Origin of the sequence: Rhizobium sp. TRM96647 (genome assembly GCF_025780115.1) — a bacterium.
In the GTDB taxonomy this organism is placed as follows: Bacteria; Pseudomonadota; Alphaproteobacteria; order Rhizobiales; family Rhizobiaceae; genus Mycoplana.
Genome location: NZ_JAOXHF010000007.1, coordinates 235,057 through 259,584, shown reverse-complemented (window position 1 = coordinate 259,584; position 24,528 = coordinate 235,057). Strand labels below are relative to the sequence as shown.

At 65.3% G+C, this 24,528-nt stretch carries 18 protein-coding genes; 9 read left to right on the top strand and 9 right to left on the bottom strand.

Translation table 11 applies throughout. The features are described 5' to 3' along the window. The first annotated feature begins 236 nt into the window (after positions 1-236). The gene (locus OCK02_RS15370; RefSeq protein ID WP_263813816.1) at positions 237-1,271 is read left to right on the top strand and encodes a CAP domain-containing protein; all 1,035 of its coding nucleotides are present in this window, start codon (positions 237-239) and stop codon (positions 1,269-1,271) included. A gap of 201 nt (positions 1,272-1,472) precedes the next feature. On the opposite strand, the gene OCK02_RS15365 is transcribed toward OCK02_RS15370, so the two are convergent. Next, positions 1,473-1,985 carry a single-stranded DNA-binding protein gene (locus tag OCK02_RS15365; protein WP_263813815.1) on the bottom strand — a complete coding sequence of 171 codons (513 nt, stop codon included), beginning with the start codon at positions 1,983-1,985 and terminating at the stop codon, positions 1,473-1,475. A gap of 314 nt (positions 1,986-2,299) precedes the next feature. On the opposite strand from OCK02_RS15365, the gene uvrA reads away from it, so the two are divergent. Together uvrA and OCK02_RS15355 are read left to right on the top strand one after the other, a co-directional pair. Further along, positions 2,300-5,218, top strand: coding sequence for an excinuclease ABC subunit UvrA (gene uvrA / locus OCK02_RS15360; protein WP_263813814.1), 2,919 nt, complete (start codon positions 2,300-2,302; stop codon positions 5,216-5,218). Positions 5,219-5,362: 144 nt separating this feature from the next. Beyond that, positions 5,363-6,175, top strand: coding sequence for a DUF72 domain-containing protein (locus tag OCK02_RS15355; RefSeq protein ID WP_263813813.1), 813 nt, complete (start codon positions 5,363-5,365; stop codon positions 6,173-6,175). Positions 6,176-6,305: 130 nt separating this feature from the next. Here the strand turns inward: OCK02_RS15355 and OCK02_RS15350 are convergent, their stop codons facing one another. Both OCK02_RS15350 and OCK02_RS15345 read right to left on the bottom strand, forming a co-directional pair. After that, positions 6,306-7,196 (bottom strand): EamA family transporter, encoded by an 891-nt coding sequence (locus OCK02_RS15350; RefSeq protein ID WP_263813812.1) that lies wholly within the window; start codon positions 7,194-7,196, stop codon positions 6,306-6,308. A 126-nt stretch (positions 7,197-7,322) separates the two neighbouring features. Then, entirely contained in the window at positions 7,323-8,804 is a 1,482-nt protein-coding gene (locus OCK02_RS15345) for an NAD(P)H-hydrate dehydratase (protein ID WP_263813811.1), read from the bottom strand. A 362-nt stretch (positions 8,805-9,166) separates the two neighbouring features. On the opposite strand from OCK02_RS15345, the gene OCK02_RS15340 reads away from it, so the two are divergent. From OCK02_RS15340 to hspQ, 3 genes are all read left to right on the top strand, one after another. After that, complete coding sequence (locus OCK02_RS15340; RefSeq protein WP_003508042.1) at positions 9,167-9,505, top strand: P-II family nitrogen regulator; 339 nt, start codon at positions 9,167-9,169, stop codon at positions 9,503-9,505. A gap of 60 nt (positions 9,506-9,565) precedes the next feature. Next, a complete protein-coding gene (gene glnA, locus OCK02_RS15335) occupies positions 9,566-10,975 on the top strand; it encodes a type I glutamate--ammonia ligase (RefSeq protein WP_263813810.1) in 1,410 nt (469 codons plus the stop codon). A gap of 280 nt (positions 10,976-11,255) precedes the next feature. Continuing rightward, positions 11,256-11,591 (top strand): heat shock protein HspQ, encoded by a 336-nt coding sequence (hspQ, locus tag OCK02_RS15330; protein ID WP_263813809.1) that lies wholly within the window; start codon positions 11,256-11,258, stop codon positions 11,589-11,591. A gap of 98 nt (positions 11,592-11,689) precedes the next feature. Here hspQ and OCK02_RS15325 read toward each other — a convergent pair whose 3' ends face one another. Beyond that, positions 11,690-12,313 carry an invasion associated locus B family protein gene (locus OCK02_RS15325; protein WP_230805555.1) on the bottom strand — a complete coding sequence of 208 codons (624 nt, stop codon included), beginning with the start codon at positions 12,311-12,313 and terminating at the stop codon, positions 11,690-11,692. A 262-nt stretch (positions 12,314-12,575) separates the two neighbouring features. Between OCK02_RS15325 and OCK02_RS15320 the strand changes: the two genes are divergently transcribed. Continuing rightward, entirely contained in the window at positions 12,576-14,393 is a 1,818-nt protein-coding gene (locus OCK02_RS15320; RefSeq protein ID WP_263813808.1) for an extracellular solute-binding protein, read from the top strand. 105 nt (positions 14,394-14,498) lie between these two features. Further along, positions 14,499-15,188: a DsbA family oxidoreductase gene (locus tag OCK02_RS15315; protein WP_263813807.1), complete on the top strand. Its 690-nt coding sequence runs from the start codon at positions 14,499-14,501 to the stop codon at positions 15,186-15,188. A 49-nt stretch (positions 15,189-15,237) separates the two neighbouring features. On the opposite strand, the gene mfd is transcribed toward OCK02_RS15315, so the two are convergent. Together mfd and OCK02_RS15305 are read right to left on the bottom strand one after the other, a co-directional pair. Next, entirely contained in the window at positions 15,238-18,750 is a 3,513-nt protein-coding gene (gene mfd, locus OCK02_RS15310) for a transcription-repair coupling factor (protein WP_263813806.1), read from the bottom strand. Then, complete coding sequence (locus tag OCK02_RS15305) at positions 18,747-19,064, bottom strand: succinate dehydrogenase assembly factor 2 (RefSeq protein WP_263813805.1); 318 nt, start codon at positions 19,062-19,064, stop codon at positions 18,747-18,749. Before OCK02_RS15305 ends, mfd begins: the two co-directional genes overlap by 4 nt. Positions 19,065-19,330: 266 nt before the next feature. On the opposite strand from OCK02_RS15305, the gene recG reads away from it, so the two are divergent. Next, complete coding sequence (gene recG / locus OCK02_RS15300) at positions 19,331-21,436, top strand: ATP-dependent DNA helicase RecG (RefSeq protein WP_263813804.1); 2,106 nt, start codon at positions 19,331-19,333, stop codon at positions 21,434-21,436. Positions 21,437-21,438: 2 nt separating this feature from the next. On the opposite strand, the gene OCK02_RS15295 is transcribed toward recG, so the two are convergent. The 3 genes from OCK02_RS15295 to glmS are packed head-to-tail and all read right to left on the bottom strand — an operon-like array spanning position 21,439 to position 24,507. After that, positions 21,439-22,137 (bottom strand): DUF502 domain-containing protein, encoded by a 699-nt coding sequence (locus OCK02_RS15295; protein ID WP_230805543.1) that lies wholly within the window; start codon positions 22,135-22,137, stop codon positions 21,439-21,441. A 22-nt stretch (positions 22,138-22,159) separates the two neighbouring features. Further along, complete coding sequence (locus OCK02_RS15290) at positions 22,160-22,684, bottom strand: GNAT family N-acetyltransferase (RefSeq protein ID WP_263813803.1); 525 nt, start codon at positions 22,682-22,684, stop codon at positions 22,160-22,162. Continuing rightward, positions 22,681-24,507 (bottom strand): glutamine--fructose-6-phosphate transaminase (isomerizing), encoded by a 1,827-nt coding sequence (gene glmS, locus OCK02_RS15285; protein ID WP_263813802.1) that lies wholly within the window; start codon positions 24,505-24,507, stop codon positions 22,681-22,683. The genes OCK02_RS15290 and glmS overlap by 4 nt, the downstream gene beginning before the upstream one ends. Between the last annotated feature and the right edge of the window lie 21 nt (positions 24,508-24,528).

Here is a 24,528-nt window from a genome sequence, read left to right as displayed (position 1 = left end):
TTATCGTGCAGGGGCGACAACAATCGCAAAGTATCATTGAAATGATTCCGCCACCTGCGATAGCGAGTTCTGGCAAATCCGACGATACCTGTGTGAATCCCCAAGTTGGTCAATCTTGCTCCGCACCTTGGACACAGTTCGTTCCTATGGAGCGATCGGGTGGGGCATGCAAGTGACGATGAATGACTTTCGGGGAGATATGCCGAATGCCGAAGCACAGTGCGAATGAACAATATATGTTGGAACTGATCAATGCGGAGCGGGCAAAGACGGGTGCGCAGCCCTTGGCCTTCGACAACGACCTCAGCGAGGCCGCCCAAGGGCACAGCAAGTGGATGCTCGCTGCCGACGTTTTCTCGCATACCGGCTCCGGAGGCACCAGTTCGACGCAACGCATGAAGGCGGCGGGCTATGTCCTGCAGGGGTCCTGGGCCACCGGCGAGAACATCGCCTGGGCGACGACCCGAGCCCCGACCGGCTATCAGGATGAAGTCAAGCTTCTGCACACCAACCTGATGAACTCGGCAGGTCACCGCGCCAACCTTCTCAATCCGAACTTTCGCGAGGTCGGCCTCGGCGTCGAGGTCGGCGACTATCGCGGCCGCAGCAGCGCCTTCGTGACGCAGGATTTCGCAAAGACCGGCTCGGACCTCTTCCTGACCGGGGTTGCCTTCGACGATCGCGACGGCGATCGCTTCTACGATGTCGGCGAGGGTCTGGGCAGCATTGCGGTCACGGCCAAGAATTCAGCGGGCCAGCTCTTCAAGACCACGACATCCGCTGCCGGTGGCTACGACCTCGCGCTGAAGCCTGGTACCTATACCGTCACCTTTTCCGGCACGAGCATCGCCACCTCCACGCAGAAGGTGACCATCGGCACGAAAAACGTGAAGAAGGATCTTGTCGACCCGGTCATGAAATCGGGAGCGCCGAGTGCGAAGTCGGCAGTGGACGATCAGGCTCCGGCCGGCGACGACGCAAAGGCCCCGGCGATCAGGAATGGCGACCATCCCGCCTCTGACGCCGACCAGTTGCATTTTCATGCCTCGACTGAGCCTGCCGTCGGAAACACCGACGACATCGTCCATCTGCTCGAGGGAATGGTGGCGAACCTCGGACTTCGTGATGCTGACGCCTCCAGGCTCACGCACCGCCCGGCCGAATTCCATCTGTCGGCAGACGTTGCCGATGCCGCGCACGACGCGCTGGCGAAGATCATCGCCCAGATGGCGGCAGGCTCCGGCCACATGAACCCGGATCTCATGATCTGAGCTTCATCCGCCGGCCGGAAATCGCGGGTTCCCGTCAACGCGGGGATCCGCCACGTCCGCGGTGTGTTTCGGCCGGGCGGCTGTTCGGCTGCCGATCGCCTCCGGCGAGATCGCGGTCGCCTCCGTCGAAACGACGAAAGGCGGGGTTTGCCCCCGCCTTGCCTCAAGCCACTTCGCCCGTCTGCCTTCCGCTGACGGATCTCAAAACGGAATGTCGTCGTCCATGTCGCGCGAGAACGACTGCGAGCCACCTCGGTTCGACGACGAACCGGAAGACGGCTGGGAGCCGTAATCGTCGTAGCTCGGCGCATTGCCGCCGCCGCCGAAGTCGGAGCCGCCGCGACGGTCGCCGCCGCCCTCGCCGCGTCCGTCGAGCATGGTCAGCGTCGAGTTGAAGCCCTGCAGCACGACCTCGGTCGAATAGCGGTCGTTGCCGTTCTGGTCCTGCCACTTGCGCGTCTGCAGCGCGCCCTCGATGTAGAGCTTTGCGCCCTTCTTCACATATTGCTCGACGACCTTGCACAGGCCCTCGTTGAAGACGACGACCGTGTGCCATTCGGTCTTCTCCCGGCGCTCGCCGGAATTGCGGTCGCGCCAGCTTTCCGACGTCGCGATGCGCAGGTTTGCGATCGGACGGCCGTCCTGGGTGCGGCGGATCTCCGGATCCGCGCCGACGTTCCCGATCAGGATTACCTTGTTGACGCTGCCTGCCATCCGCTTTCGTCCCTGTTGCCGCGCCGGGCGCTTCGCCCGGCTGCCTGAAATTTCGATCCGCGCATCTTAAACGTCGAAGCCGTCGCGCGCCGCCCCGCGGCCGGGGTAATCCACAGATCAGATTGCCGCGATCCGATTTCGATATATTTCGTTCTTTTTTTGTTCTAGTTAGTCGCTAACATCTTGTCAACCGAATCGGAAAGAGGCAGGGTTTCGTCGCAACGCACATGGACAGCCACGCTCCAGTCCCTACATAGGGTGCGCTGACGTAAAAGCCACTTTCATTCCGAGACCCGACGACTGGCGCTGGACACATGAGCGAACTGAAGACCATTTCCATCCGCGGCGCGCGCGAGCACAACCTCAAGGGCATCGACCTCGACCTGCCACGCAACAAGCTGATCGTCATGACCGGCCTGTCCGGCTCCGGCAAGTCGTCGCTCGCCTTCGACACCATCTATGCCGAGGGCCAGCGACGCTACGTGGAAAGCCTGTCGGCCTATGCGCGCCAGTTCCTGGAGATGATGCAGAAGCCCGACGTCGACCAGATCGACGGGCTCTCGCCGGCGATCTCGATCGAGCAGAAGACCACCTCGAAGAACCCGCGCTCGACGGTCGGCACCGTCACCGAGATCTACGACTACATGCGCCTGCTGTTCGCCCGCGTCGGCGTCCCCTACTCGCCGGCGACCGGCCTGCCGATCGAGAGCCAGACGGTCAGCCAGATGGTCGATCGCGTCATCGATTTCGGCGAAGGCACGCGCCTCTATATCCTGGCGCCGATCGTGCGCGGCCGGAAGGGCGAGTACAAGAAGGAACTCGCCGAACTGATGAAGAAGGGCTTCCAGCGCGTCAAGGTGGATGGCCAGTTCTACGAGATCGCCGACGTGCCGGCACTGGACAAGAAATACAAGCACGACATCGACGTGGTGGTCGACCGTGTCGTCGTGCGCCCCGATCTCGCCGCCAGGCTGGCCGACAGCCTCGAGACCTGCCTCAGGCTCGCCGACGGGCTGGCGATCGCCGAATTCGCCGACAGGCCGCTGCCGCCGGAGGAGACGGCCGCCGGCGGCTCGGCCAACAAGTCGCTGAACGAGACGCACGAGCGGGTGATGTTCTCGGAGAAATTCGCCTGCCCCATCTCCGGCTTCACCATTCCGGAGATCGAGCCGCGGCTGTTCTCCTTCAACAATCCCTTCGGCGCCTGCCCGACCTGCGACGGCCTCGGCAGCCAGCAGAAGATCGACCCCGACCTGATCGTGCCCGAACCGCAGCGGACCCTGCGCGACGGCGCCATCGCGCCCTGGGCCAAGTCGTCGTCACCCTACTACAACCAGACGCTGGAGGCGCTGGGCACGGCCTACGGCTTCAAGCTCTCCAACCGCTGGTCGGACCTGCCGGAAGCGGGCCAGAAGGCGATCCTCTACGGCACCGGCGAGAAGATCGAGTTCCACTACCAGGACGGCGCCCGCTCCTACAAGACGACCAAGACCTTCGAGGGCATCGTGCCGAACCTCGAACGCCGCTGGAAGGAGACGGATTCGGCCTGGGCGCGCGAGGACATCGAGCGCTTCATGTCCGCCGCCCCCTGCCCGGCCTGCAACGGCTTCCGCCTGAAGCCGGAGGCGCTGGCGGTGAAGATCCATGGCCTGCACATCGGCGAGGTGACGAACATGTCGATCCGCGTCGCGCGCGACTGGTTCGACGCCCTGCCCGCCCACATGAACGCCAAGCAGAACGAGATCGCGGTGCGGATCTTCAAGGAGATCCGCGAGCGCCTGCGCTTCCTCAACGACGTCGGCCTCGAATATCTCAGCCTATCGCGCAATTCCGGCACGCTGTCCGGCGGCGAGAGCCAGCGCATCCGGCTCGCCTCGCAGATCGGCTCGGGCCTGACCGGCGTGCTCTATGTGCTGGACGAGCCCTCGATCGGCCTGCACCAGCGCGACAATGCCCGCCTGCTGGATACGCTGCGTCACCTGCGCGACATCGGCAACACCGTGATCGTCGTCGAGCACGACGAGGACGCCATCCTGACGGCCGACTACGTCGTCGACATCGGCCCGGCCGCCGGCATCCATGGCGGCGAGGTGATCGCGCAGGGTTCGCCCGACGAGATCATGGCGAACCCGAAATCGCTAACGGGGAAATATCTTTCCGGCGAGCTCGCCGTCGCCGTCCCGGCCGAACGCCGCAAGCCGAAGAAAAAGAAGGAGATCACGGTCGTCGGCGCCCGCGCCAACAACCTGAAGGACGTCACCGCCTCGATCCCGCTCGGGGTCTTCACCGCGGTGACCGGCGTCTCCGGCGGCGGCAAGTCCACCTTCCTGATCGAGACGCTCTACAAGTCCGCCGCGCGCCGCATCATGGGCGCGCGAGAGATCCCGGCCGAGCACGATCGCATCGACGGCTTCGAGTTCATCGACAAGGTGATCGACATCGACCAGTCGCCGATCGGCCGCACGCCGCGCTCCAACCCGGCCACCTACACCGGCGCCTTCACGCCGATCCGCGACTGGTTCGCGGGCCTGCCGGAGGCGAAGGCGCGCGGCTACCAGCCGGGCCGCTTCTCCTTCAACGTCAAGGGCGGTCGCTGCGAGGCCTGCCAGGGCGACGGCGTCATCAAGATCGAGATGCACTTCCTTCCCGACGTCTACGTCACCTGCGACGTCTGCCACGGCAAGCGCTACAACCGCGAAACGCTCGACGTCACCTTCAAGGGCAAGTCGATCGCCGACGTGCTCGACATGACGGTCGAGGAAGGCGTGGAGTTCTTCGCAGCCGTCCCCGCCGTGCGCGACAAGCTGAAGACGCTGAACGAAGTCGGCCTCGGCTACATCAAGGTCGGCCAGCAGGCCAATACGCTGTCGGGTGGCGAGGCGCAGCGTGTCAAGCTCGCCAAGGAACTGTCGAAGCGCTCCACCGGGCGCACGCTCTATATCCTCGACGAACCGACGACGGGCCTGCACTTCCACGACGTCGCCAAGCTGCTGGAGGTGCTGCACGAACTGGTCAACCAGGGCAATTCGGTTGTCGTGATCGAGCACAATCTCGAGGTCATCAAGACCGCCGACTGGGTCATCGACTTCGGCCCCGAAGGCGGCGACGGCGGCGGCGAGGTCATCGCCACGGGCACGCCGGAAGATGTCGTCAAGGTCGAGCGCTCCTATACCGGCCGGTTCCTGAACGAGCTCCTGGAACGGCGCCCGATGAAGAAGGCGGCGGCGGAGTAGGAGCAATGATCCTGATCGGGCAATACGATCCCTCCTTCGTGCGCCGCATGGCCATCGCCGTGCATGCCCGTGACCTATCCTTCCTCGTGCCGGCCTGAACAGCCGGTCAAATCCGTTCCACCAACGATCCTCGGGAGAAACGCCATGTCCAAGACCGGCACCATCCGCACTGGCATAGGTGGCTGGACCTTCGAGCCCTGGGAGGGGACGTTCTATCCGGAGAAGCTCGCCAAGAAGCGGCAACTGGAGTTCGCCAGCCGCGAACTCACGGCAATCGAGGTCAACGGCACCTATTACGGTTCGCAGAAACCCGAGACCTTCGCGAAGTGGGCCTCGGAGGTGCCGGACAATTTCGTCTTTTCCCTGAAGGCCAGCCGCTTTACAACGAACCGCAAGGTGCTGGCGGAAGCCGGAGAATCGATCGAACGCTTCCTGACGCAGGGCCTGACCGAGCTCGGTCCGCATCTCGGCCCGATCCTCTGGCAGTTCGCCCCCACGAAGAAGTTCGAACCGGACGATTTCGAGGCCTTTCTCGAATTGCTGCCGGAGAAGCAGGACGGCCTGCCCCTCCGCCATGCGCTCGAGGTTCGCAACCCGAGCTTCATGGTGCCGGAATTCGTCGCGCTTGCCCGAAAGCACAAGGCGGCGGTCGTCTATGCCCATCACGACGACTATCCGGAATTCGCCGACGTCACCGCGGACTTCGTCTATGCGCGGCTGCAGCGCGGCTCCGACGAGGTCGCCACGTGCTACCCCGCTACCGCACTCGACGCATGGGCCGGGCGCCTGGGTGAATGGGCCGCCGGCGGACAGCCGGGCGATCTTCCCCTCGCCGATCCCGGCAACGTGCCGGCGCGCCAGCCGCGCGACGTGTTCGCCTTCTTCATCACCTCCGGCAAGGTCAACGCACCGAACGGCGCGCGCGAACTGCAGAAGCGCACGCAGCCTATGGCCTGATGGCGGGTTCGGCCGGGCTGGACACAGATCCGGCCGGCGGAAGCCTCTGGCGCCGCCGGCCCTGCGGTGCGACGCCTTCTTGCGCGCCCACGCGGCCGGATCCAGCGTCCGGATAGAGAACGGCCCTGTCCTACGCGGCTGATGCCGGGCGGCGCATCCTGTCGAGCAGGCGCGGTCCCAGTGCGGTAAACACCAGGCCGCAGACGACGAGCGCCGCGCCGCCGAGGCGGACCGGCCCGAAACTCTCGCCGAAGACCAGCGCCGACGAGCTCATCCCGAACACCGGCACCAGCAGCGAGAAAGGCGCCACCGAGGACAGCCCGTGCTTGCGGATCATGTAGCCCCAGACCCCGAAGCCGAAGATCGTCGCGACGTAGGCGATGTAGGCGACGGCGCCGAGCCCTTCCCACGAGAGCGCCGCAAGCGCCGCGAGGTCGCGGTTCAGCCCCTCTGTGGCAAGTGAAATGAGCATCAGCGGGATCGGCGGCACCAGGCTGACCCATACCATCAGCGCCAGCATGTCGACGCTGCCGACCTTCTTCATCATCATGTTGGATACCGCCCAGGCGAGCGCGGCGCCGAGCGCCAGCGCCAGCCCGGCATAGGTGAAGCCGCCATCGACCGTCGAGGCGATCACCGTCATCCCGGCGAGGGCTGCGAGGATGCCTGTGACCTGCACCGGCCGCGGCCGGTCGCCGAACACGATCGCGGCGAGGATCACGGTGAAGAAGGCCTGCGCCTGCAGGAGTAGCGAGGCCAGCCCCGCCGACAGCCCGACATCCATCGCAATGAACAGCAGGCTGAACTTCACCACGCCCAGCACCAGCCCCATGCCGAGGATCAGCCGCCACGGCACGGCCGGGCGCGGCAGGAAGAAGACGAGCGGCAGGGCGGCGAACAGAAACCGCAGCGCCGAGAACAGGATCGGCGGGAAATTGGCGATGCCGATCTTGATGACGACGAAGTTGAACCCCCACAGCGCCGCCACCAGCACCAGCAGGGCTATATCGATCAGGCCCATGGATACGTCTTCTCTCTGCACTTCAATCCACGGAGCTTTATACCAACCTGGACCGATATGCATCCGGCGAGAGGCATGCCGCCGGGCGATGTCCGGGGTACGACCGGTTCACGGCCGACGTCAACGTCATCTGGTTTGATCGGAGCCCTTCAGCGCGGTGACGAGATCCTCGGCGGTTGCGCCGGGGCCGGCACGGCGGCCCGCCTCGCCATGACGCCAGACGCCGGCCGCCGCCGCCTCGAAGGCCGGCATGCCTCGCGCCAGATGAGCCCCGATGATGCCGGCCAGCACGTCGCCCGACCCGGCGGTGGCGAGCCATGGCGGCGCGTTGGTGTTGATCAGCGCCCGCCCGTCCGGCGCGGCGACCACGGTGTCGGCTCCCTTCAGCACGACCGCCGCGCTGCTGCGCGCGGCGGCCTTGCGGGCGCGCTCCACCTTGGACAGGCCGGCATCGGCGGCAAGGTCGGGAAAGAGCCTTGCGAACTCGCCGTCATGCGGGGTCAGCACGAGGGGACCTTCGCCATCGGCATGGATCTCGAAAAGTTCTTCCGGTCGGTCGCGAAAGGCGGTTATGCCGTCGGCATCCAGCACCAGCGGACGGCCGCGCAGCGCGGCCACATAGGCGCGCGCCTTTTCGAGATCGCCAAAGGCCGGGCCGAGCACGAAGGCCGAAAGGCGCGGATCGGCAGTCAGCGCCCCGAGGCCGGCGACGTCGTCGACCTGCCGCAGCATGACGGCCGAAAGCTGCGCCGCGTTCACGTCTGCCGCCGAGCCGGGCGACAGCAGCGTCACCAGCCCCGCCCCGGCGTGCAACCCCGCTGCGGCCGACAGCCGGGCGGCGCCGGTCGAAAGCCGCCCTCCCGAGAAGACCGCGAGATGGCCGTGGCCATATTTGTGTGCAGACGGATCCGCCAGCGGCAGGCTCATGCGCCAGATCGCCGGCCCGTTCACCCGCAGGTGATGCGAAGCGGCCGAGACGATCCGCCCCGGTATGCCGATGTCGTACACCTCGACATCGCCGCAGAGCGTCCGCCCCGGCATCAGCAGGTGCCCCGGCTTGCGACACATGAAGGTCACCGTGTGCCGGGCCTGGAACGCCGCGCCGCGGACCTGGCCCGTGCGACCGTCGACGCCACTCGGCAGGTCGACCGCGACGACGGGTACGGCAAGGCTGTTGACCCGGCCGATCAGTGTGCAGACTGCTGCGTCCAGATCGCGCGACAGCCCCGCCCCGAACAAGGCGTCGATCACGATGTCGCCAGAGGATGGCGCGTAGTCGGCAAGTGCCAAAGTCGGGCCGGCATATCGTTGCCGGGCACGGTCGGCGTCACTGTCCGTGGCCGGCGCGCCGATCCCGTAGAGCTCGACCGGGCAACCGGCATCGGACAGCGCGCGCCCGGCCACGTAGCCGTCGCCGCCATTGTTGCCCGGACCGGCGAGCACGACGAAGCGCCGGCCACCGGGAAAGAGCCGAAGTGCTGCGGCGGCAACCGCCTGCCCCGCCTTCTCCATCAGTCCGTAGCCGTCGATGCCCGAGGCGATGGCGGCGCGGTCGATGCCGGCCATTTCCTCAGGGGTGACGACGATTGTCTCCAGTTCGCTGTGCATGCCTCACAATGCCTCCAACGCCGGATCCTGCCAACAGCAATTTTTCCCGGCCGAAATGCATGTTATTTATGCATCTGCACGTCTTTAGTGCTTAAATTCCGTGCTCTTCTGAAAATCCGCGACAGATTGCCGGAATCGCGCACCCCGATTGGCGCCCGCGACATAATTTTTAGGCAGATCGTGACCGCGCAGCCCGGCAGCCGCCGGACCTTTCGCGGACACATCGCCGAAAGAGGGGGGAAATCGTCCCGAACCGGCGAAACTGGCACGAGAAATGCAACAGTTGGCATGCAAAGTGCATTGATGAAGGCAGCAGGAAGCGAATTCCTGCGCAAATGGGAGAAGCGGAGAGACATTTTCTCATGAAAAAGATCGAAGCGATCATAAAGCCGTTCAAACTCGACGAAGTGAAGGAAGCGCTTCAGGAAGTCGGTCTGCAGGGCATCACTGTCACGGAAGCGAAGGGCTTCGGGCGCCAGAAGGGCCATACGGAACTGTATCGCGGCGCCGAATACGTCGTCGACTTCCTGCCGAAGGTCAAGGTCGAGGTCGTGCTCGCGGACGAGAACGCGGAGGCCGTCATCGAGGCGATCCGCAACGCCGCCCAGACCGGCCGCATCGGCGACGGCAAGATCTTCGTTTCCAATATCGAAGAAGTCATCCGCATCCGCACCGGCGAGACCGGCGTCGACGCGATCTAATCCCGCCTGGCCGTCCGGCACGGGCATTCCACCCCTCCACTACATAGGGACTTTCAAAACATGACGACTGCCAAAGACATTCTGAAGCAAATCAAGGAGAACGACGTCAAGTTCGTGGACCTGCGCTTCACCGACGTTAAGGGCAAGCTGCAGCACGTGACGATGGACATCTCCTGCGTCGACGAAGACATGTTCGCCGACGGCGTCATGTTCGACGGTTCCTCGATCGCCGGCTGGAAGGCCATCAACGAGTCGGACATGGTGCTGATGCCGGACCCGGCGACCGTCCACATGGACCCCTTCTTCGCCCAGTCCACCATGGTCGTCTTCTGCGACATCCTGGACCCGATCTCCGGCGAAGCCTACAACCGCGACCCGCGCGGCATCGCCAAGAAGGCCGAAGCCTACCTGAAGTCGTCGGGCATCGGCGACACCGTCTTCGTCGGCCCGGAACCGGAATTCTTCGTCTTCGACGACGTCAAGTACAAGGCCGACCCGTACAACACCGGCTTCAAGCTCGATAGCTCCGAACTGCCGTCCAACGACGACACCGACTACGACACCGGCAACCTCGGTCACCGCCCGCGCGTCAAGGGCGGCTACTTCCCGGTTCCGCCGGTCGACAGCTGCCAGGACATGCGCTCCGAGATGCTGACGGTTCTGGCCGAAATGGGCGTCGTCGTCGAGAAGCAGCACCACGAAGTGGCTGCCGCCCAGCACGAGCTCGGCGTCAAGTTCGACACGCTGGTGCGCAACGCCGACAAGATCCAGATCTACAAGTACGTCGTCCACCAGGTCGCCAACGCCTACGGCAAGACGGCAACCTTCATGCCGAAGCCGATCTTCGGCGACAACGGCTCGGGCATGCACGTTCACCAGTCGATCTGGAAGGACGGCAAGCCGACCTTCGCCGGCGACGAATATGCCGGCCTGTCCGAATCGTGCCTCTACTACATCGGTGGCATCATCAAGCATGCCAAGGCGATCAACGCCTTCACCAACCCGACGACGAATTCCTACAAGCGTCTCGTCCCGGGCTATGAGGCTCCGGTCCTGCTCGCCTACTCGGCCCGCAACCGTTCGGCCTCGTGCCGCATTCCGTTCGGCACCGGTCCGAAGTCCAAGCGCGTCGAAGTCCGCTTCCCCGATCCGCTGGCGAACCCCTACCTCGGCTTCGCCGCCATGCTGATGGCCGGTCTCGACGGCATCAAGAACAAGATCCATCCGGGCAAGGCCATGGACAAGGACCTGTACGACCTGCCGCCGAAGGAGCTCAAGAAGATCCCGACCGTCTGCGGCTCGCTGCGCGAAGCCCTGGAAAGCCTGGACAAGGACCGCAAGTTCCTGACCGCCGGCGGCGTCTTCGACGACGACCAGATCGACGCCTACATCGAACTCAAGATGGCGGAAGTCATGCGCTTCGAAATGACCCCGCACCCGGTCGAGTTCGACATGTACTACTCGGCCTGATGCCGAGCGCTTCCGCCCATCAGTGCGGAAGCCGAAACCCGAGAAGCCCGGCCCCAAGGCCGGGCTTTTTGCTAGAGCATGCCGCCCGAAAGTGGTCACCGGTTTCGGGATCAGGACATGCGTCAAGACAATGAGCCAAGGCGCGGTAGCGAATCCGCAGGATCGCGGCGCGCTTTGGAGCATATCGCGCAGAAGTGTAGGCGGGGCTCGCGGCCCCAGGGCGTGAAACCTTGAGTTTTCCGCATTCCTTCCCAGATATACAGTGAAAGGAAGGCCATACATGAAAGTAAGAACAGCCAAGTACGGTATCGGAGACGTGGTCCGCCATCGGATCTACCCGTTCCGCGGCGTGGTCTTCGACGTTGATCCGGAGTTCGCAAACACGGACGAATGGTGGGACGCCATACCGGCGGAGATCCGCCCCGCGAAGGACCAGCCCTTCTACCACCTGTTCGCGGAAAACGCCGAAACCGAATACGTCGCCTACGTCTCGGAACAGAACCTCGTGCCCGACGACAGCGGCATGCCGGTCCGCCATCCGCAGGTCCGCGCGCTCATGGCGCCGGACGACGGCGGCACCTATCACTGGAAGGTCGACGCCGGCATCGTCCACTGACGGCGAACCGCCGCAAATGGCGAGCACGCAGGAATGAAGCACACAAAAAACCCGGCCATCGGCCGGGTTTTTCATGCATGCGGTGCGGATGATGCCGGTTACTGGCTCTTGGCGGCCTTCTGGGCGTCCTCGAGCTTCTTGCGGGCCTCGTCGGCCTTCTTCTGCATTTCTTCCTGCAGCAGGCGCTGGCGTTCCTCGAGCTTGGACTGCTCGATCGGCTCGCCGTCATAGGCGCCGGTGAAGCCGGACAGCGACATCTTGATCGGGTTCGGCGAGCGCTGGAAGTTGACGGAGGTGAAGACCACCTCGCCGCCCTTCTTCAGGCTGGCCAGCATCTGGTCCGAAAGCGGCGCTTCGGCGACGCACTTGTCGGGCATGCAGATGGCGTAGTCGAGCTTCTGCGCCTTGCCGCCGTCGATCTGCATGGAGATGCCGGGCGGGACGAGACGGGCGCTCGGAACCGAAACCTGCAGGATCTTGCGGTTGACCTTGCCCTCGACCGTGATCAGGCCGACAGCCGTCAGCAACTGGCCACCACCGGCGGTGAGCAGGTTCTGCACGATGCAGACGTCGTTGTCTTCCTGCTTGGTGCAGACCTTGAACCAGCCCTGCGGCGCTTGCGTCTGCTGGGCCGAGGCGGCCGACGGCAGGGCTGCTGCGACGAGCGACGCTGCGAACGCCGAAACTGCGGCCTGCTTGGTGAAGGTCGATTTGGTGATCATAACGAGTTCCGTCTCCTGAGATCCGATGCCGAGCGCTGTTCGCCCCTAAGGTATTTCGGTCAGCTTAGCGCTCTCTGTCGGCGAATTGAGGCATTTGCATGACCCGCTTTTCAGGCACCCTGTTACATTGTGCGCCCGCGGATATCCAGTCTTTCGTCGCAATTTTACCCCGACTTCCTGAAAAAGAAGGGCCAAGGTTGTTCGGCCGACGCGCGATTATGTAAGTTGTCACCGAATCGTGTTTGCACCGCTACGAGGAATCATGTTGCGGCTCCTACTGACAGCATTGTTGATCGCCACCATGGCGCCGGCTGCGCGCATGGCGGACGCAGCACCCCTGCACGGGATCGCGATGCACGGCGAGCCGGCACTGCCGCCGGACTACAGCCACTTCCCCTACGTCAATCCGGACGTGAAGAAGGGTGGCGCGATCACCTACGGCGTCGTCGGCACCTTCGACAACCTCAACCCGTTCATCCTGAAAAGCATGCGCACCACCGCGCGCGGGATGTGGGACCCCGAATTCGGCAATCTCGTCACCGAATCCCTGATGCAGCGCTCGCGCGACGAGCCGTTCTCGATGTACGGCCTTCTTGCCGAGACGGTCGAATGGGACGATGCCCGCAGCTTCATCCAGTTCAATCTCAACCCGAAGGCGCGCTGGGCGGATGGCAAGCCGGTCACCCCCGAGGACGTGATCTTCTCCTTCGAACTTCTGCGCGACAAGGGCCGTTCCCCCTTCAGCCGCAGGCTGGACGTGGTCGAACGGATGGAGAAGACCGGCGAGCACAGCGTGCGCTTCACCTTCAACGACAAGGCCGACCGCGAATCGCCGCTGCTTCTGGCGCTGTCCCCGATCCTGCCAAAGCATGCGACGGATGCCGAAGGCTTCGACCGCACCTCCCTGCAGTTTCCGCTGGGCTCCGGTCCCTACCGGGTCAAGGAGGTCAGGCCCGGCGAGAAGATCGTATTCGAACGCAATCCGGACTACTGGGGAAAGGACATCCCCTCCAAGATCGGTTTCGACAACTATGACCGCATCAGCGTCGAATATTTCCTGCAGGAGAACACGCTGTTCGAGGCCTTCAAGAAGGGCACGATCGACGTCTACCAGGAGGGCAATCCGACCAAGTGGACGCGCGGCTACGATTTCCCCGCCGTCCGGTCGGGCGAGATCGTCAGGGACGAGTTCACCCCCAAGGTCCCCTCCGGCATGCTCGGCTTCGTCTTCAACACCCGCCGCCCGATGTTCGCCGATGCCAGGCTTCGCCACGGGCTGTCGCTCGTGTTCGACTTCGAATGGGTGAACCGGAACCTCTTCGAGGGCGCCTACCGCAGGACCGAGAGCTTCTGGCAGAATTCCGACCTGTCCTCGCTCGGCACCGCCGTCGATGAACGGGAGAAGGAACTTTTGGGACCGGCGCTGGCCCGCGTCGAGCCGGCGATGCTCGACGGCAGCTACCGGTGGCCGGTGACCGATGCCTCGGGACGCGACCGCAAGGTGCTCAAGCAAGCCGTGCTGCTGATGAAGGAGGCCGGCTACACGATCAAGGACGGCGTCATGAGCGACGAAAGCGGCCGCCCGCTCGCCTTCGAGATCATGACCCAGAACGCCGACCAGGAGAAGCTGGCCCTGGCCTACCAGCGCTTCCTGCATGCGCTCGGCATCCGCGCTGCCGTGCGAACCGTCGACGATTCGCAATACCAGAGCCGGACCCAGACCTTCGACTACGACGTCATCATCCGTGCCTATGCCTCCTCGCTCTCGCCGGGACTGGAACAGGCCGTGCGCTGGCGTTCGGACTTCCGCGACCGCGACGGCAGCGAGGCCTTTGCCGGCGCGAACGATCCCGATGTCGACCGGATGGTCGATGCGATCCTGGCTGCGCGCAGTGCCGACGACTTCCGCTCCGCCGTCCGCGCGCACGATCGGCTGCTGCTCTCCAATCACTATGTCCTGCCGCTCTATCATCTCGGCCGGCAATGGGTGGCCCGTCACCGCCACATCGCCCGTCCCGAGACCGTGCCGCTCTACGGCTATCAGTTTCCCGTCTGGTGGGATGCGGACGCGCAGCAATGAGCCGGCCGGGGCCGGTTACCTGCAGGTAACCCATTGAACTCCGCCGCCCCAGAGCCTATCTCGACGTAAGGCCGCGACCGGCGGCCCGCAGGAGGTTGATTGGGAATGGAAACCGTAGCGATCGACGTCGTGTCAGACGTTGTCTGTCCGTGGTGCTATCTCGGCAAGAAGCGTCTTGAAAAGGCCATCGAGGCCGTCTCGGACGAATTGAACGTGTCCGTGACCTTCCGCCCCTACCAGCTCAATCCCGACATGCCGGCGCAGGGCGTCGACCACAAGAAGCACCTGGCCGAGAAACTCGGCGGCGCGGATGCCGTCGACAAGGCCCATGGCATGCTGACCGGCCTCGGCCGCGAGGCGGGCGTCGACTTTCATTTCGAGAAGATCGAACTCAGCCCGAACACGCTGGATGCGCACCGCCTGCTGCGCTGGGCGATGATCGAGGGGCCGGACGTGCAGAGCCGCGTATCGCTGGCCCTGTTCAAGGCCTATTTCGAAGACGGCCGCAATATCGGCGACCGCGACGTGCTGCTCGACATCGCCGAAAAGGCCGGCCTCGATCGCGCGGTTGTCGCGGCGCTGTTCTCGGCCGGCGCCGATGTCGGCTCCGTCAAGGAGGAGATCGGCCTTGCCCGCCAGATGGGCGTCACCGGCGTCCCCTGCTTCATCATCGACAACAAGTATGCGGTCGTGGGCGCGCAGACGTCCGAGGTGCTCGCTGATGCCCTGCGCGAGGTGGCGGCCCTGAAGCGCCAGGAGGCTGCGGCCGCCTGCCAGGTTGCCGCCCAGGCCTGACGGCCGCCGCTCTTTATCCCGTTCGCCCGTGCCGGCCCGCAGTCGCGGGTCAGGCCGCCGCCTGCCGTGCCAGCCCTGCCAGTTGCGTCATCAGTTGCGCAGCCCCCGTCAGCCGTTTTTCCGGCGTCGGCAGGTCGCGCGACAGGAACAGGCTCTGGTCGGGCCGGATCTTGGCCAGCGTGCCCTGCCTGGCGATATAGCCGACGAGCGCTGCCGGGTTCGGGAACTCCTTGTGGCGGAACTGCACGACGACGCCCTTCGGCCCCGCGTCCAGCTTCTCCACATTGGCCGTCCGGCACAGCGACTTGATGTAGACGATCTTCAGCAGATGCTGCACTTCCAGCGGCAGCGGCCCGAAGCGGTCGATCAGCTCGGCGCCGAAGGCGTCGATGTCGGAAAGCTCGGTGATCTCGCCGAGGCGGCGGTAGAGGCCAAGCCTCAGGTGCAGGTCCGGAACGTAGTCGTCCGGGATCATCACCGGTGTGCCCACCGAGATCTGCGGCGACCAGCCGGTATCGACGATCTCCTCGTCGCCCTTGATCTCGGCGACGGCCTCTTCCAGCATCTGCTGGTAGAGCTCGAAGCCGACCTCCTTGATGTGGCCTGACTGCTCCTCGCCCAAAAGATTGCCGGCGCCGCGGATGTCGAGGTCGTGGCTGGCGAGCTGGAAGCCGGCGCCGAGCGTATCCAGCGATTGCAGTACCTTCAGCCGCCGCTCGGCCGTCGCCGTCAGCTTCTTGTTCACCGGCAGCGTCAGAAGCGCGAAGGCGCGCACCTTGGAGCGGCCGACACGGCCGCGCAACTGGTAGAGCTGCGCCAGCCCGAACATGTCGGCGCGGTGGACGATCAGCGTGTTCGCCGTCGGCACGTCGAGGCCCGATTCGACGATCGTGGTCGACAGCAGCACGTCGTAGCGCCCGTCGTAGAAGGCGTTCATGATGTCTTCCAGCTCGGTGGCCGGCATCTGTCCGTGTGCGACGGCCACCTTCAGCTCCGGAACGTCCTGCTGCAGGAACTCCTGGATCTCGGCAAGATCGCTGAGCCGCGGGCAGACATAGAAGCTCTGGCCGCCGCGATAGTGCTCGCGCATCAGCGTCTCGCGGATCACCAGCGGATCGAACGGCGAGATGAAAGTGCGCACCGCCATCCGGTCCACCGGCGGCGTGGTGATCAGCGACAGTTCGCGCACGCCGGTCATGGCCAGTTGCAGCGTGCGGGGGATCGGCGTGGCCGAGAGCGTCAGCACGTGCACGTCGCTCTTCAGCTCCTTCAGCCGCTCCTTGTGCTTGACGCCGAAATGCTGCTCCTCGTCGATGATGAGAAGCCCGAGATTGGCGAACTTGATCGAGCTGCCGAGAAGCGCATGCGTGCCGACGACGATGTCGGTCTTGCCATCAGCCACTTCCTTCTTCGTCAGCGCCAGTTCCTTGGAGCCGACCAGCCGCGAGGCCTGCTGCAGGCGGATCGGTAGACCGCGGAAACGTTCCGTGAAGGTCTTGAAGTGCTGGCGGGCAAGCAGCGTCGTCGGCACGACGACCGCCACCTGGACGCCGTTCATCGCGGCGATGAAGGCAGCGCGCAGCGCCACCTCGGTCTTGCCGAAGCCGACGTCGCCGCAGACGAGCCTATCCATCGGCCGGCCGGCGCCGAGGTCCTCGCGCACCGCATCGATGGCGGTCGCCTGGTCGTCGGTCTCGTCATAGGGAAAGCGTGCTGCGAACTCGTCGTAGACGCCATCCTGCGCGGCAAGTACCGGCGCGTGGCGCACGAGGCGGGCGGCTGCGATCTGGATCAGGCCGTTCGCCATGTCGAGCAGGCGCTTCTTCAGCTTGGCCTTGCGCGCCTGCCAGGCGACGCCGCCGAGCTTGTCGAGGATCGCATCCGTCCCCTCGCCGCCATAGCGCGAGAGAAGGTCGATGTTCTCCACCGGCAGGAACAGCTTGGCATCGTCGGCGTAGCGCAGTTCCAGGCAGGCATGCGGCGCGCCGGCCGCCTCGATGGTGCGCAGGCCGACGAAGCGGCCGATGCCGTGCTCGGCATGGACGACGATGCTGCCTTCGTCCAGCCCCGCCACTTCCGCGATGAAATCCGCCCCGCGCTTGCGCCGGCGCGTACGGCGGACCATGCGGTCGCCGAGAATGTCCTGCTCGCCGATGAAGACGAATTCGCCGGCCTCGAAGCCGTTCTCCAGGCTGAGCACGGCCGACCCCGCCTCGCCCGGCTTCAGCCTGCGCAGGCCCGAAAGATCCTCGACGCCGACGACATTGCCGAGGCCGTGCTCGGAAAGCACCTGCATCAGCCGGTCGAGCGAGCCCTCGCTCCAGCCGGTCACCAGCACCTTTTTGCCAGCCGCGCGCAGGTCGGCGATATATTTCACCACCTGGTCGAAGACATTGACGCGCTCGCCGGCGCCTTCGCCGTCCTTGGCAGCCTTGGCCCAGCGGGCCCCGGCGCGCGCCTCGATCGGAAAAACCCGGCGCGCCTCGCCTTCGTGCTCGTTGAAGGGCGAGATGCGGATCGCGTCGTGCTCGTTCAGGAGGGTGGCGAACCGGTCGTCGTCGAGATAGAGCGCGCCCGGCGGCACCGGCTTGTAGGGCGTGGCCTGCGCCAGCTGGCCCTTCGCCGAGGCCGAACTCAATCGCGCGTCGTAATAGTCGCGCACGAGCTTGGATCGCTCCGCAGCCGCCTCGCGCGCCGCATGGTCGGTGACGATGCGGAAGCCCTTCAGATAATCGAACGCGGTCTCCATCTCGTCATAGAACAGCGGCAGCCAGTGCTCCATGCCGGCATAGCGCCGGCCCTCGGAGACCGCCTGGTAGAGCGCGTCGTCGCGCGTCGCCGCGCCGAACATCGACAGGTATTCCTTGCGGAAATGGCTGATCGTCTCCGGCGTCAGCGTCACCTCGCTCATCGGGTTGAGATCGAGGCTCCTCGCCTGCCCGGTGGTGCGCTGGCTGGCGGGATCGAAGGTGCGGATGCTCTCCAGCGTATCGCCGAAGAAATCGAGCCGGACGGGCTCGCCGCTGCCCGGCACGAACACGTCGAGAATGCCGCCACGCACGGCATATTCGCCGACCTCGCGCACGGTGGCGACCCGTTCGAAGCCGTTGCGCTCCAGCCGACCCGCGAGATCGTCCATCCGCACCTGGTTGCCGGGGCGGGCCGAAAAAGCGAGGTTCGCGATCACCTGCCGCGGCGCCATCTTCTGCAGCATGGCGTTGACCGTGACGAGCACGATCGCCGGATGCGGGTTATTGCCGTGCGCAATCAGCGCCGACAGGGCCGACAGCCGCCGCGCCGAGGTATCCGCACTCGGCGAGACGCGGTCATAGGGCAGGCAGTCCCAGCCCGGCAGCGTCAGCACCGGGATGTCGGGGGCGGCGAAACCCAGCATCTGCTCCATGTCGCCGATCCGCTGGCCGTCCGACATGACATAGGCGACGGGCCCGAGCGTGCGGGCGATCTCGGCCAGCACCAGCGGCTCGGCACCGCCCGGAACCGAACCGACCGTGGCCGGCTGGCCGATCGTTGCAAGCGCTGAAGTATCGAGGCCGGGGATCATTTCGCTTTTCCGAAGGTCTCGGCCGTGACCGGCGAGAAGTCAGGGGTGAAGGCACGGATGCGCGGGAACAGCCCGGTGAGAAACCGTTCCGGAACCGGTCGCTCGCCCGTCACCCACATGACGAGATCGCGGTCGTGTTCCGCCATGATCTCCTCCAGTTCGTCCAGTTCGGCTTCGGAGAGCGTCTCGATCTCGGCATCGGCGAAGGTGCCGAGCACCAGGTCCATCTCGCGGATGCCGCGATGCCAGCAGCGAAAGAGGATGCGCTTGCGGCGCGGTTCGATGTCTGCGCTGGAGCGTGTGGTGCCCGTCATGGCCGTCTTTCCCGCATGGCTGTCCGCCCGTCCGCCACGTTCGGGCACACGGCCGAGGCGCAGGCTGCCGGCGGGCCGGAAGCGTCCCGGGGCAGGACCATGCGCAAATTCCAATCCTTGTCGCGGCCGCCGGCTCTCATTCGGGGCGACGGACGCGGGCGAGCGCCCGGCGCGGATGCACGCGGACGATCGCCGCGTCTCTATAGACGCTGGAAAGCGGATTGTCAGCCTTGCCAAGCGGCAATTGTCCGGCGCATTTTTGCACCATGCGTCCTGCCCTGCTCGATCCCCTGTTTGCCTCCCTCGCCTCGCTGCCCGGAATCGGGCCGAAGACCGGCGAGCTGTTCGCCAAGCTGCTCGGTCAGGAGAGCATCGACGACTGCCGCGTCATCGACCTCGTGTTTCACCTGCCATACAGCCTGATCGACCGCCGCAACCAGCCCGGCATCGCGCACGCGCCGCAAGGGGCGATCGTCACAGTCTCCGGCCGCGTCGACCGCCACCAGCCGCCGCCGCGCGGCAAGTCCAACGTGCCCTACCGGGTGTTCCTGCACGACGACACCGGCGAACTGGCGCTGACCTTCTTCCGCGCCAGGGGCGACTGGCTGGAAAAGAGCCTGCCGGTGGACGAGCAGGTGATCGTCAGCGGCAAGGTCGACTGGTTCAACGGCCGCGCCTCGATGGTCCATCCCGATTTCATGGTGAAGGCCACGGAAGCCGAAACCATGCCGCTGGTCGAGCCGGTCTACGGGCTGACGGCCGGACTGTCGCCGCGCACGCTGCGCAAGGCGATCGAGGCGGCCGTCGAAAGGGTCCCGTCCCTGCCGGAATGGATCGACGGTCCGCTCGTCGCCCGTCAGGGTTTCCCCGCCGCGTCCGAAGCCTTTTCCGCCCTCCATCATCCCCGCGACACCCTCGATCTCGATCTGCGGACGCCGGCCCGCCGCCGGCTCGCCTATGATGAATTCCTGGCCGGGCAGATCTCGCTGGCGCTGGTGCGCCAGACGCTGCGACGCGTCGCCGGGCGCCCGGTGACGGCAACCGGCGTCCTGTCGGAACCGGTGCTCGCCGCCTTGCCGTTCGCGCTCACCGGCAGCCAGCAGACGGCGATCGCCGAGATCAAGGCGGACATGGCGACCGACCAGCGCATGCTGCGGCTTTTGCAGGGCGACGTCGGCTCCGGAAAGACGGCGGTGGCGCTGATGGCGATGCTGGCCGCGGTCGAGGCCGGTGGACAGGCCGTGCTGATGGCGCCGACGGAGATCCTCGCCCGCCAGCATCATGCGACGCTGGTGAAAATGGCCGAACCGGCCGGCATCACCCTCGACGTCCTCACCGGCCGAACCAAGGGCCGCGAGCGCGACCAGATCCTTGAGCGCATCGAAAGCGGCGAGACGAACATCGTGATCGGCACGCATGCGCTGTTCCAGGACAATGTCGTCTACCGCGACCTTGCGCTCGCTGTCGTCGACGAGCAGCACCGGTTCGGCGTCCACCAGCGGCTGCGGCTGACGGCGAAGGGGATCTCGCCGCACATGCTGGTGATGACGGCGACGCCGATCCCCCGCACGCTGGTGCTGGCCGCCTTCGGCGACATGGACGTCTCCAAGCTGACCGAGAAGCCGGCCGGCCGCAAGCCGATCCAGACCGTCATCATGCCGCAGGAGCGCACCGGCGAGATCGTCGAGCGGCTGCGTGCGGCGATCGCCGAGGGCAAGAAGGCCTACTGGATCTGCCCGCTCGTCGAGGAAACGGAGGAATCGGATCTGATGTCCGTCGAGGAGCGGCACGCGACGCTTGGCGGCGTCTTCGGCAACGCCGTCGGCCTAGTGCACGGCCGCATGAGCGGTCCGCAGAAGGACGATGCGATGCAGGCCTTCAAGAATGGCGAGACCCGTCTTCTGGTCGCCACGACAGTGGTCGAGGTCGGCGTCGACGTCCCCGATGCGACGATCATGGTCATCGAGCACGCCGAGCGCTTCGGCCTCGCCCAGCTCCACCAGTTGCGCGGCCGCGTCGGGCGTGGCGAAGGCGCCTCGTCCTGCATCCTGCTCTACAAGGGCCCGCTCAGCGAGAACGGCCGCGCCCGGCTCGGCATCCTGCGCGAGACCGAGGACGGCTTCCGCATCGCCGAGGAGGACCTGAAGCTGCGCGGCGAAGGCGAACTGCTGGGCACGCGCCAGTCCGGCACGCCCGGCTTCCTCGTCGCCAGCATCGAGGCGCATGGCGACCTGCTGGAGATCGCCCGCAAGGAGGCCGCCTATACGCTGGAGAAGGATCCGCAGCTGGAAAGCGAGCGCGGACAGGCGATCCGCACGCTCCTCTATCTCTACCGCCGCGACGAGGCGATCCGCTTCTTGCGCGCGGGTTAGGGTTACTTCCTGAACTTTTCCTTGAGCTTCGCCGTGAACGGCGTCGGCGCGGACATCAGCTTGTCCGGCGGATTGACGAGGCCGACGGAGATGATCAGCTTGGCGGCGTCCTCCGCGCTCATGTCGAGCAGCACGATCTTCTCGCGCGGAACGAAGACGAGATAGCCGGCGGTCGGAAACGGCGTCGGCGGCAGGAAGCAGGCGACCATGTCGCGCCCCATGGCGTCGAACTTCGATTTCATCTCGCCCTTGGCATCGGTGGCGATGAACACCACCGACCACAGGCCGGCGCTCGGATATTCGATCAGCCCCGCCTTGTTGAACGAGGTGCCCTTCTCCTTCAGCACCGATTCGAAGATCTGCTTGAGGCTCTTGTAGATCGTGCTGACCAGCGGCGTGCGGTTGAGGATCGTCTCGCCGAAATTGACGATCGACCGCCCGATCAGGTTCTTGCCGAGGAAGCCGACGAGCGTGATCACGACCAGCGCGATCAGCAGGCCGAAGCCGGGGATGGCGAATTGGAGATAGTTTTCCGGATTGTAGCGGTTCGGAATATAGGGCTTCACCCAACTGTCGGCCCAGTGGATGAACGTCCAGGTCAGCCAGATCGTGATCGCGATCGGCGCGCAGATGACGAGCCCTGTCAGGAAATTGTTTCGCAGCCGCGTGGCCACGGAAAGTCGCGGAACGATATCGGTCATCACCTGTATGCCGCCGGAAGCCTCAGCCGAAGAAAGCCGGATGATAGGTAACCGTGCCGCCCGCGTAAACCGGTGAAAACGCAACCCGCATGAAATACTCGTGAGGGATCCCCGGCGAGGTGAAGGCCGGATCCGTCGCGAATCCGAACCGGCCGTAATAGCCCGGATCTCCCGCCAGCACGCATCCCCCGGCATCGAGCGCCCGAAGCCGCTCCAGTCCCGCACGGACCAGCGTACTGCCGATTCCCGACCGCTGGCGCGCGGGCCGGACCGAGATCGGACCGAGCCCGTACCATGCCTGACGCTGGCCCTGCCCCACGTCTCCGCCCTCATCCTCGCCTAAGATCGTCACGGGAGAGAAGGCTACGTGGCCGACCACCTCGCCGTCCTCTTCGGCGACGAGCGAGATCGTCAGCGCGCAGGCCGCCCGCAGGCGCTCGATGATCGCGGTCTCGGTGCCGTCGCTGTAGGCCATCGGTGCGAAGGCTTCCGCGGTCAGCGCTCCGATCGCCGCAATGTCGGCAGGTGTCTCGTCGCGGACGATCATTCCACCGTCACCGATTTCGCCAGGTTGCGTGGCTGATCGACGTCGGTGCCCATGAAGACGGCCGTGTGGTAGGCGATCAGTTGGATCGGTAGTGCATAGAGCACCGGCGCGATGATCTCGTCGACCGCCGGCAAAACGATGGTCGCCATTGTCTCGAGCCTAGTCGCAGCCGCGCCGCGCTCGTCGGTGATGAAGATGATCCGCCCGCCGCGGGCAGCCACTTCCTGCATATTCGAGACGGTCTTTTCGAAGAAGCGGTCAAACGGCGCGATCACGATCACCGGCATGTTCTCGTCGATCAGCGCGATCGGCCCGTGCTTCAACTCGCCGGCCGCATAGCCTTCGGCGTGGATGTAGGAAATCTCCTTCAGCTTCAGCGCGCCCTCCAGCGCCAGCGGATAGCTGGTGCCGCGGCCGAGATAAAGCACGTCACGGCACTTCGACAGCTCGCGCGCCAGATGCTCGACGGCCGGCTGGATGGTGTTCAGCACGTTGGCGATCAGCCGCGGCGTCTCCGCCAGATGGCGCACCAGCGCGCTCTCGTCGGCAGCGTTCAGCGTGCCGCGCGCATGGGCCGCCTGGAGCGCCAGCGACGCAAGGACCGCAAGCTGGCAGGTGAACGCCTTGGTGGAGGCGACACCGATCTCCGGGCCGGCCAGCGTCGGATAGACAACGTCAGCCTCGCGAGCGATGGTCGATTCCGGCGCATTCACGATCGCGCCGATCTTCAGCCCCGCCTCCTTGCAGTAGCGCAGCGACGCCAGCGTGTCGGCGGTCTCGCCCGATTGCGAGATGAACAGCGCCGCCGAGGTCGGGTTCAGCGGCATCTCGCGGTAGCGGAACTCCGAGGCGACGTCGATCTCCACCGGCAGCCGTGCCAGCCGCTCGAACCAGTACTTGCCGACGAGCCCCGCCAGGTAGGCGGTGCCGCAGGCCGAGATGGCGAGGCTCGAAACAGAAGCAAAATCGATCTCTTCGGATGGTTTCTTCACCTTGTTCTCGATGAAGTCGATATAGTGGCTCAGTGTGTGGGACACGACCTCGGATTGCTCATGGATCTCCTTTTCCATGAAGTGCCGGTGATTGCCCTTGTCGATCATGTAGGCGGCGGCGCTCGAGACCTGCCGGCGACGTTCGACCGGATTGCCCGCCAGATCGAAGATATGCGCACCGTTGCGCCCGACCACGGCCCAGTCGCCATCAACGAGATAGGTGATCTCGGAGGTGAAGGGAGCGAGCGCGATCGCATCGGAGCCGAGGAACATCTCGCCCTGACCGTGGCCGATCGCCAGTGGCGGGCCGTTGCGGGCGACCATGATCGTCGACGGGTCGTCCTCGAACATCACCGCCAGGGCATAGGCGCCGCTGACCCGCTGCAGCATCGACAGCATCGCCTCGCGCCGGCCATGGCCTTCGCGCCGCAGCTTCGCCAGAAGCTGGGCCACGACTTCGGTATCGGTTTGGGTGGAAAATTCCGCCCCGCCGGCGATCAGTTCGTCCTTGATCTCGGAGAAGTTCTCGATGATGCCGTTGTGGACGACGGCAACGCCGTCGGTGAAATGCGGGTGGGCGTTGCCCTCCGTCGGGGCGCCGTGCGTCGCCCAGCGGGTGTGGGCGATGCCGATCGTGCCGTCGAGCGGATTGTCGGCAAGGCGCGCCTCCAGATTGACGAGCTTGCCCTCGGCGCGCCGGCGATCGAGCCGCCCGTCGACAATGGTGGCGACGCCGGCCGAATCATAGCCGCGATATTCGAGGCGCTTCAACGCCTCCACCAGTCGCCCGGCCACCGGCCCGGTCCCGACGATGCCGACAATACCGCACATGAAACCACTCCGTTTTTGGCC

What these genes read in the sequence shown, in the direction of transcription:
- OCK02_RS15320 (WP_263813808.1), top strand. Translation starts at nt 12,576, where the DNA reads ATGTTGCGGCTCCTACTGACAGCATTGTTGATCGCCACCATGGCGCCG.
- OCK02_RS15355 (WP_263813813.1), top strand. Translation starts at nt 5,363, where the DNA reads ATGTCCAAGACCGGCACCATCCGCACTGGCATAGGTGGCTGGACCTTC.
- mfd (WP_263813806.1), bottom strand. Translation starts at nt 18,750, where the DNA reads ATGATCCCCGGCCTCGATACTTCAGCGCTTGCAACGATCGGCCAGCCG.
- OCK02_RS15350 (WP_263813812.1), bottom strand. Translation starts at nt 7,196, where the DNA reads ATGGGCCTGATCGATATAGCCCTGCTGGTGCTGGTGGCGGCGCTGTGG.
- uvrA (WP_263813814.1), top strand. Translation starts at nt 2,300, where the DNA reads ATGAGCGAACTGAAGACCATTTCCATCCGCGGCGCGCGCGAGCACAAC.
- OCK02_RS15345 (WP_263813811.1), bottom strand. Translation starts at nt 8,804, where the DNA reads ATGCACAGCGAACTGGAGACAATCGTCGTCACCCCTGAGGAAATGGCC.
- OCK02_RS15340 (WP_003508042.1), top strand. Translation starts at nt 9,167, where the DNA reads ATGAAAAAGATCGAAGCGATCATAAAGCCGTTCAAACTCGACGAAGTG.
- OCK02_RS15325 (WP_230805555.1), bottom strand. Translation starts at nt 12,313, where the DNA reads ATGATCACCAAATCGACCTTCACCAAGCAGGCCGCAGTTTCGGCGTTC.
- OCK02_RS15370 (WP_263813816.1), top strand. Translation starts at nt 237, where the DNA reads ATGTTGGAACTGATCAATGCGGAGCGGGCAAAGACGGGTGCGCAGCCC.
- glmS (WP_263813802.1), bottom strand. Translation starts at nt 24,507, where the DNA reads ATGTGCGGTATTGTCGGCATCGTCGGGACCGGGCCGGTGGCCGGGCGA.
- OCK02_RS15315 (WP_263813807.1), top strand. Translation starts at nt 14,499, where the DNA reads ATGGAAACCGTAGCGATCGACGTCGTGTCAGACGTTGTCTGTCCGTGG.
- glnA (WP_263813810.1), top strand. Translation starts at nt 9,566, where the DNA reads ATGACGACTGCCAAAGACATTCTGAAGCAAATCAAGGAGAACGACGTC.
- OCK02_RS15365 (WP_263813815.1), bottom strand. Translation starts at nt 1,985, where the DNA reads ATGGCAGGCAGCGTCAACAAGGTAATCCTGATCGGGAACGTCGGCGCG.
- hspQ (WP_263813809.1), top strand. Translation starts at nt 11,256, where the DNA reads ATGAAAGTAAGAACAGCCAAGTACGGTATCGGAGACGTGGTCCGCCAT.
- OCK02_RS15290 (WP_263813803.1), bottom strand. Translation starts at nt 22,684, where the DNA reads ATGATCGTCCGCGACGAGACACCTGCCGACATTGCGGCGATCGGAGCG.
- recG (WP_263813804.1), top strand. Translation starts at nt 19,331, where the DNA reads ATGCGTCCTGCCCTGCTCGATCCCCTGTTTGCCTCCCTCGCCTCGCTG.
- OCK02_RS15305 (WP_263813805.1), bottom strand. Translation starts at nt 19,064, where the DNA reads ATGACGGGCACCACACGCTCCAGCGCAGACATCGAACCGCGCCGCAAG.
- OCK02_RS15295 (WP_230805543.1), bottom strand. Translation starts at nt 22,137, where the DNA reads ATGACCGATATCGTTCCGCGACTTTCCGTGGCCACGCGGCTGCGAAAC.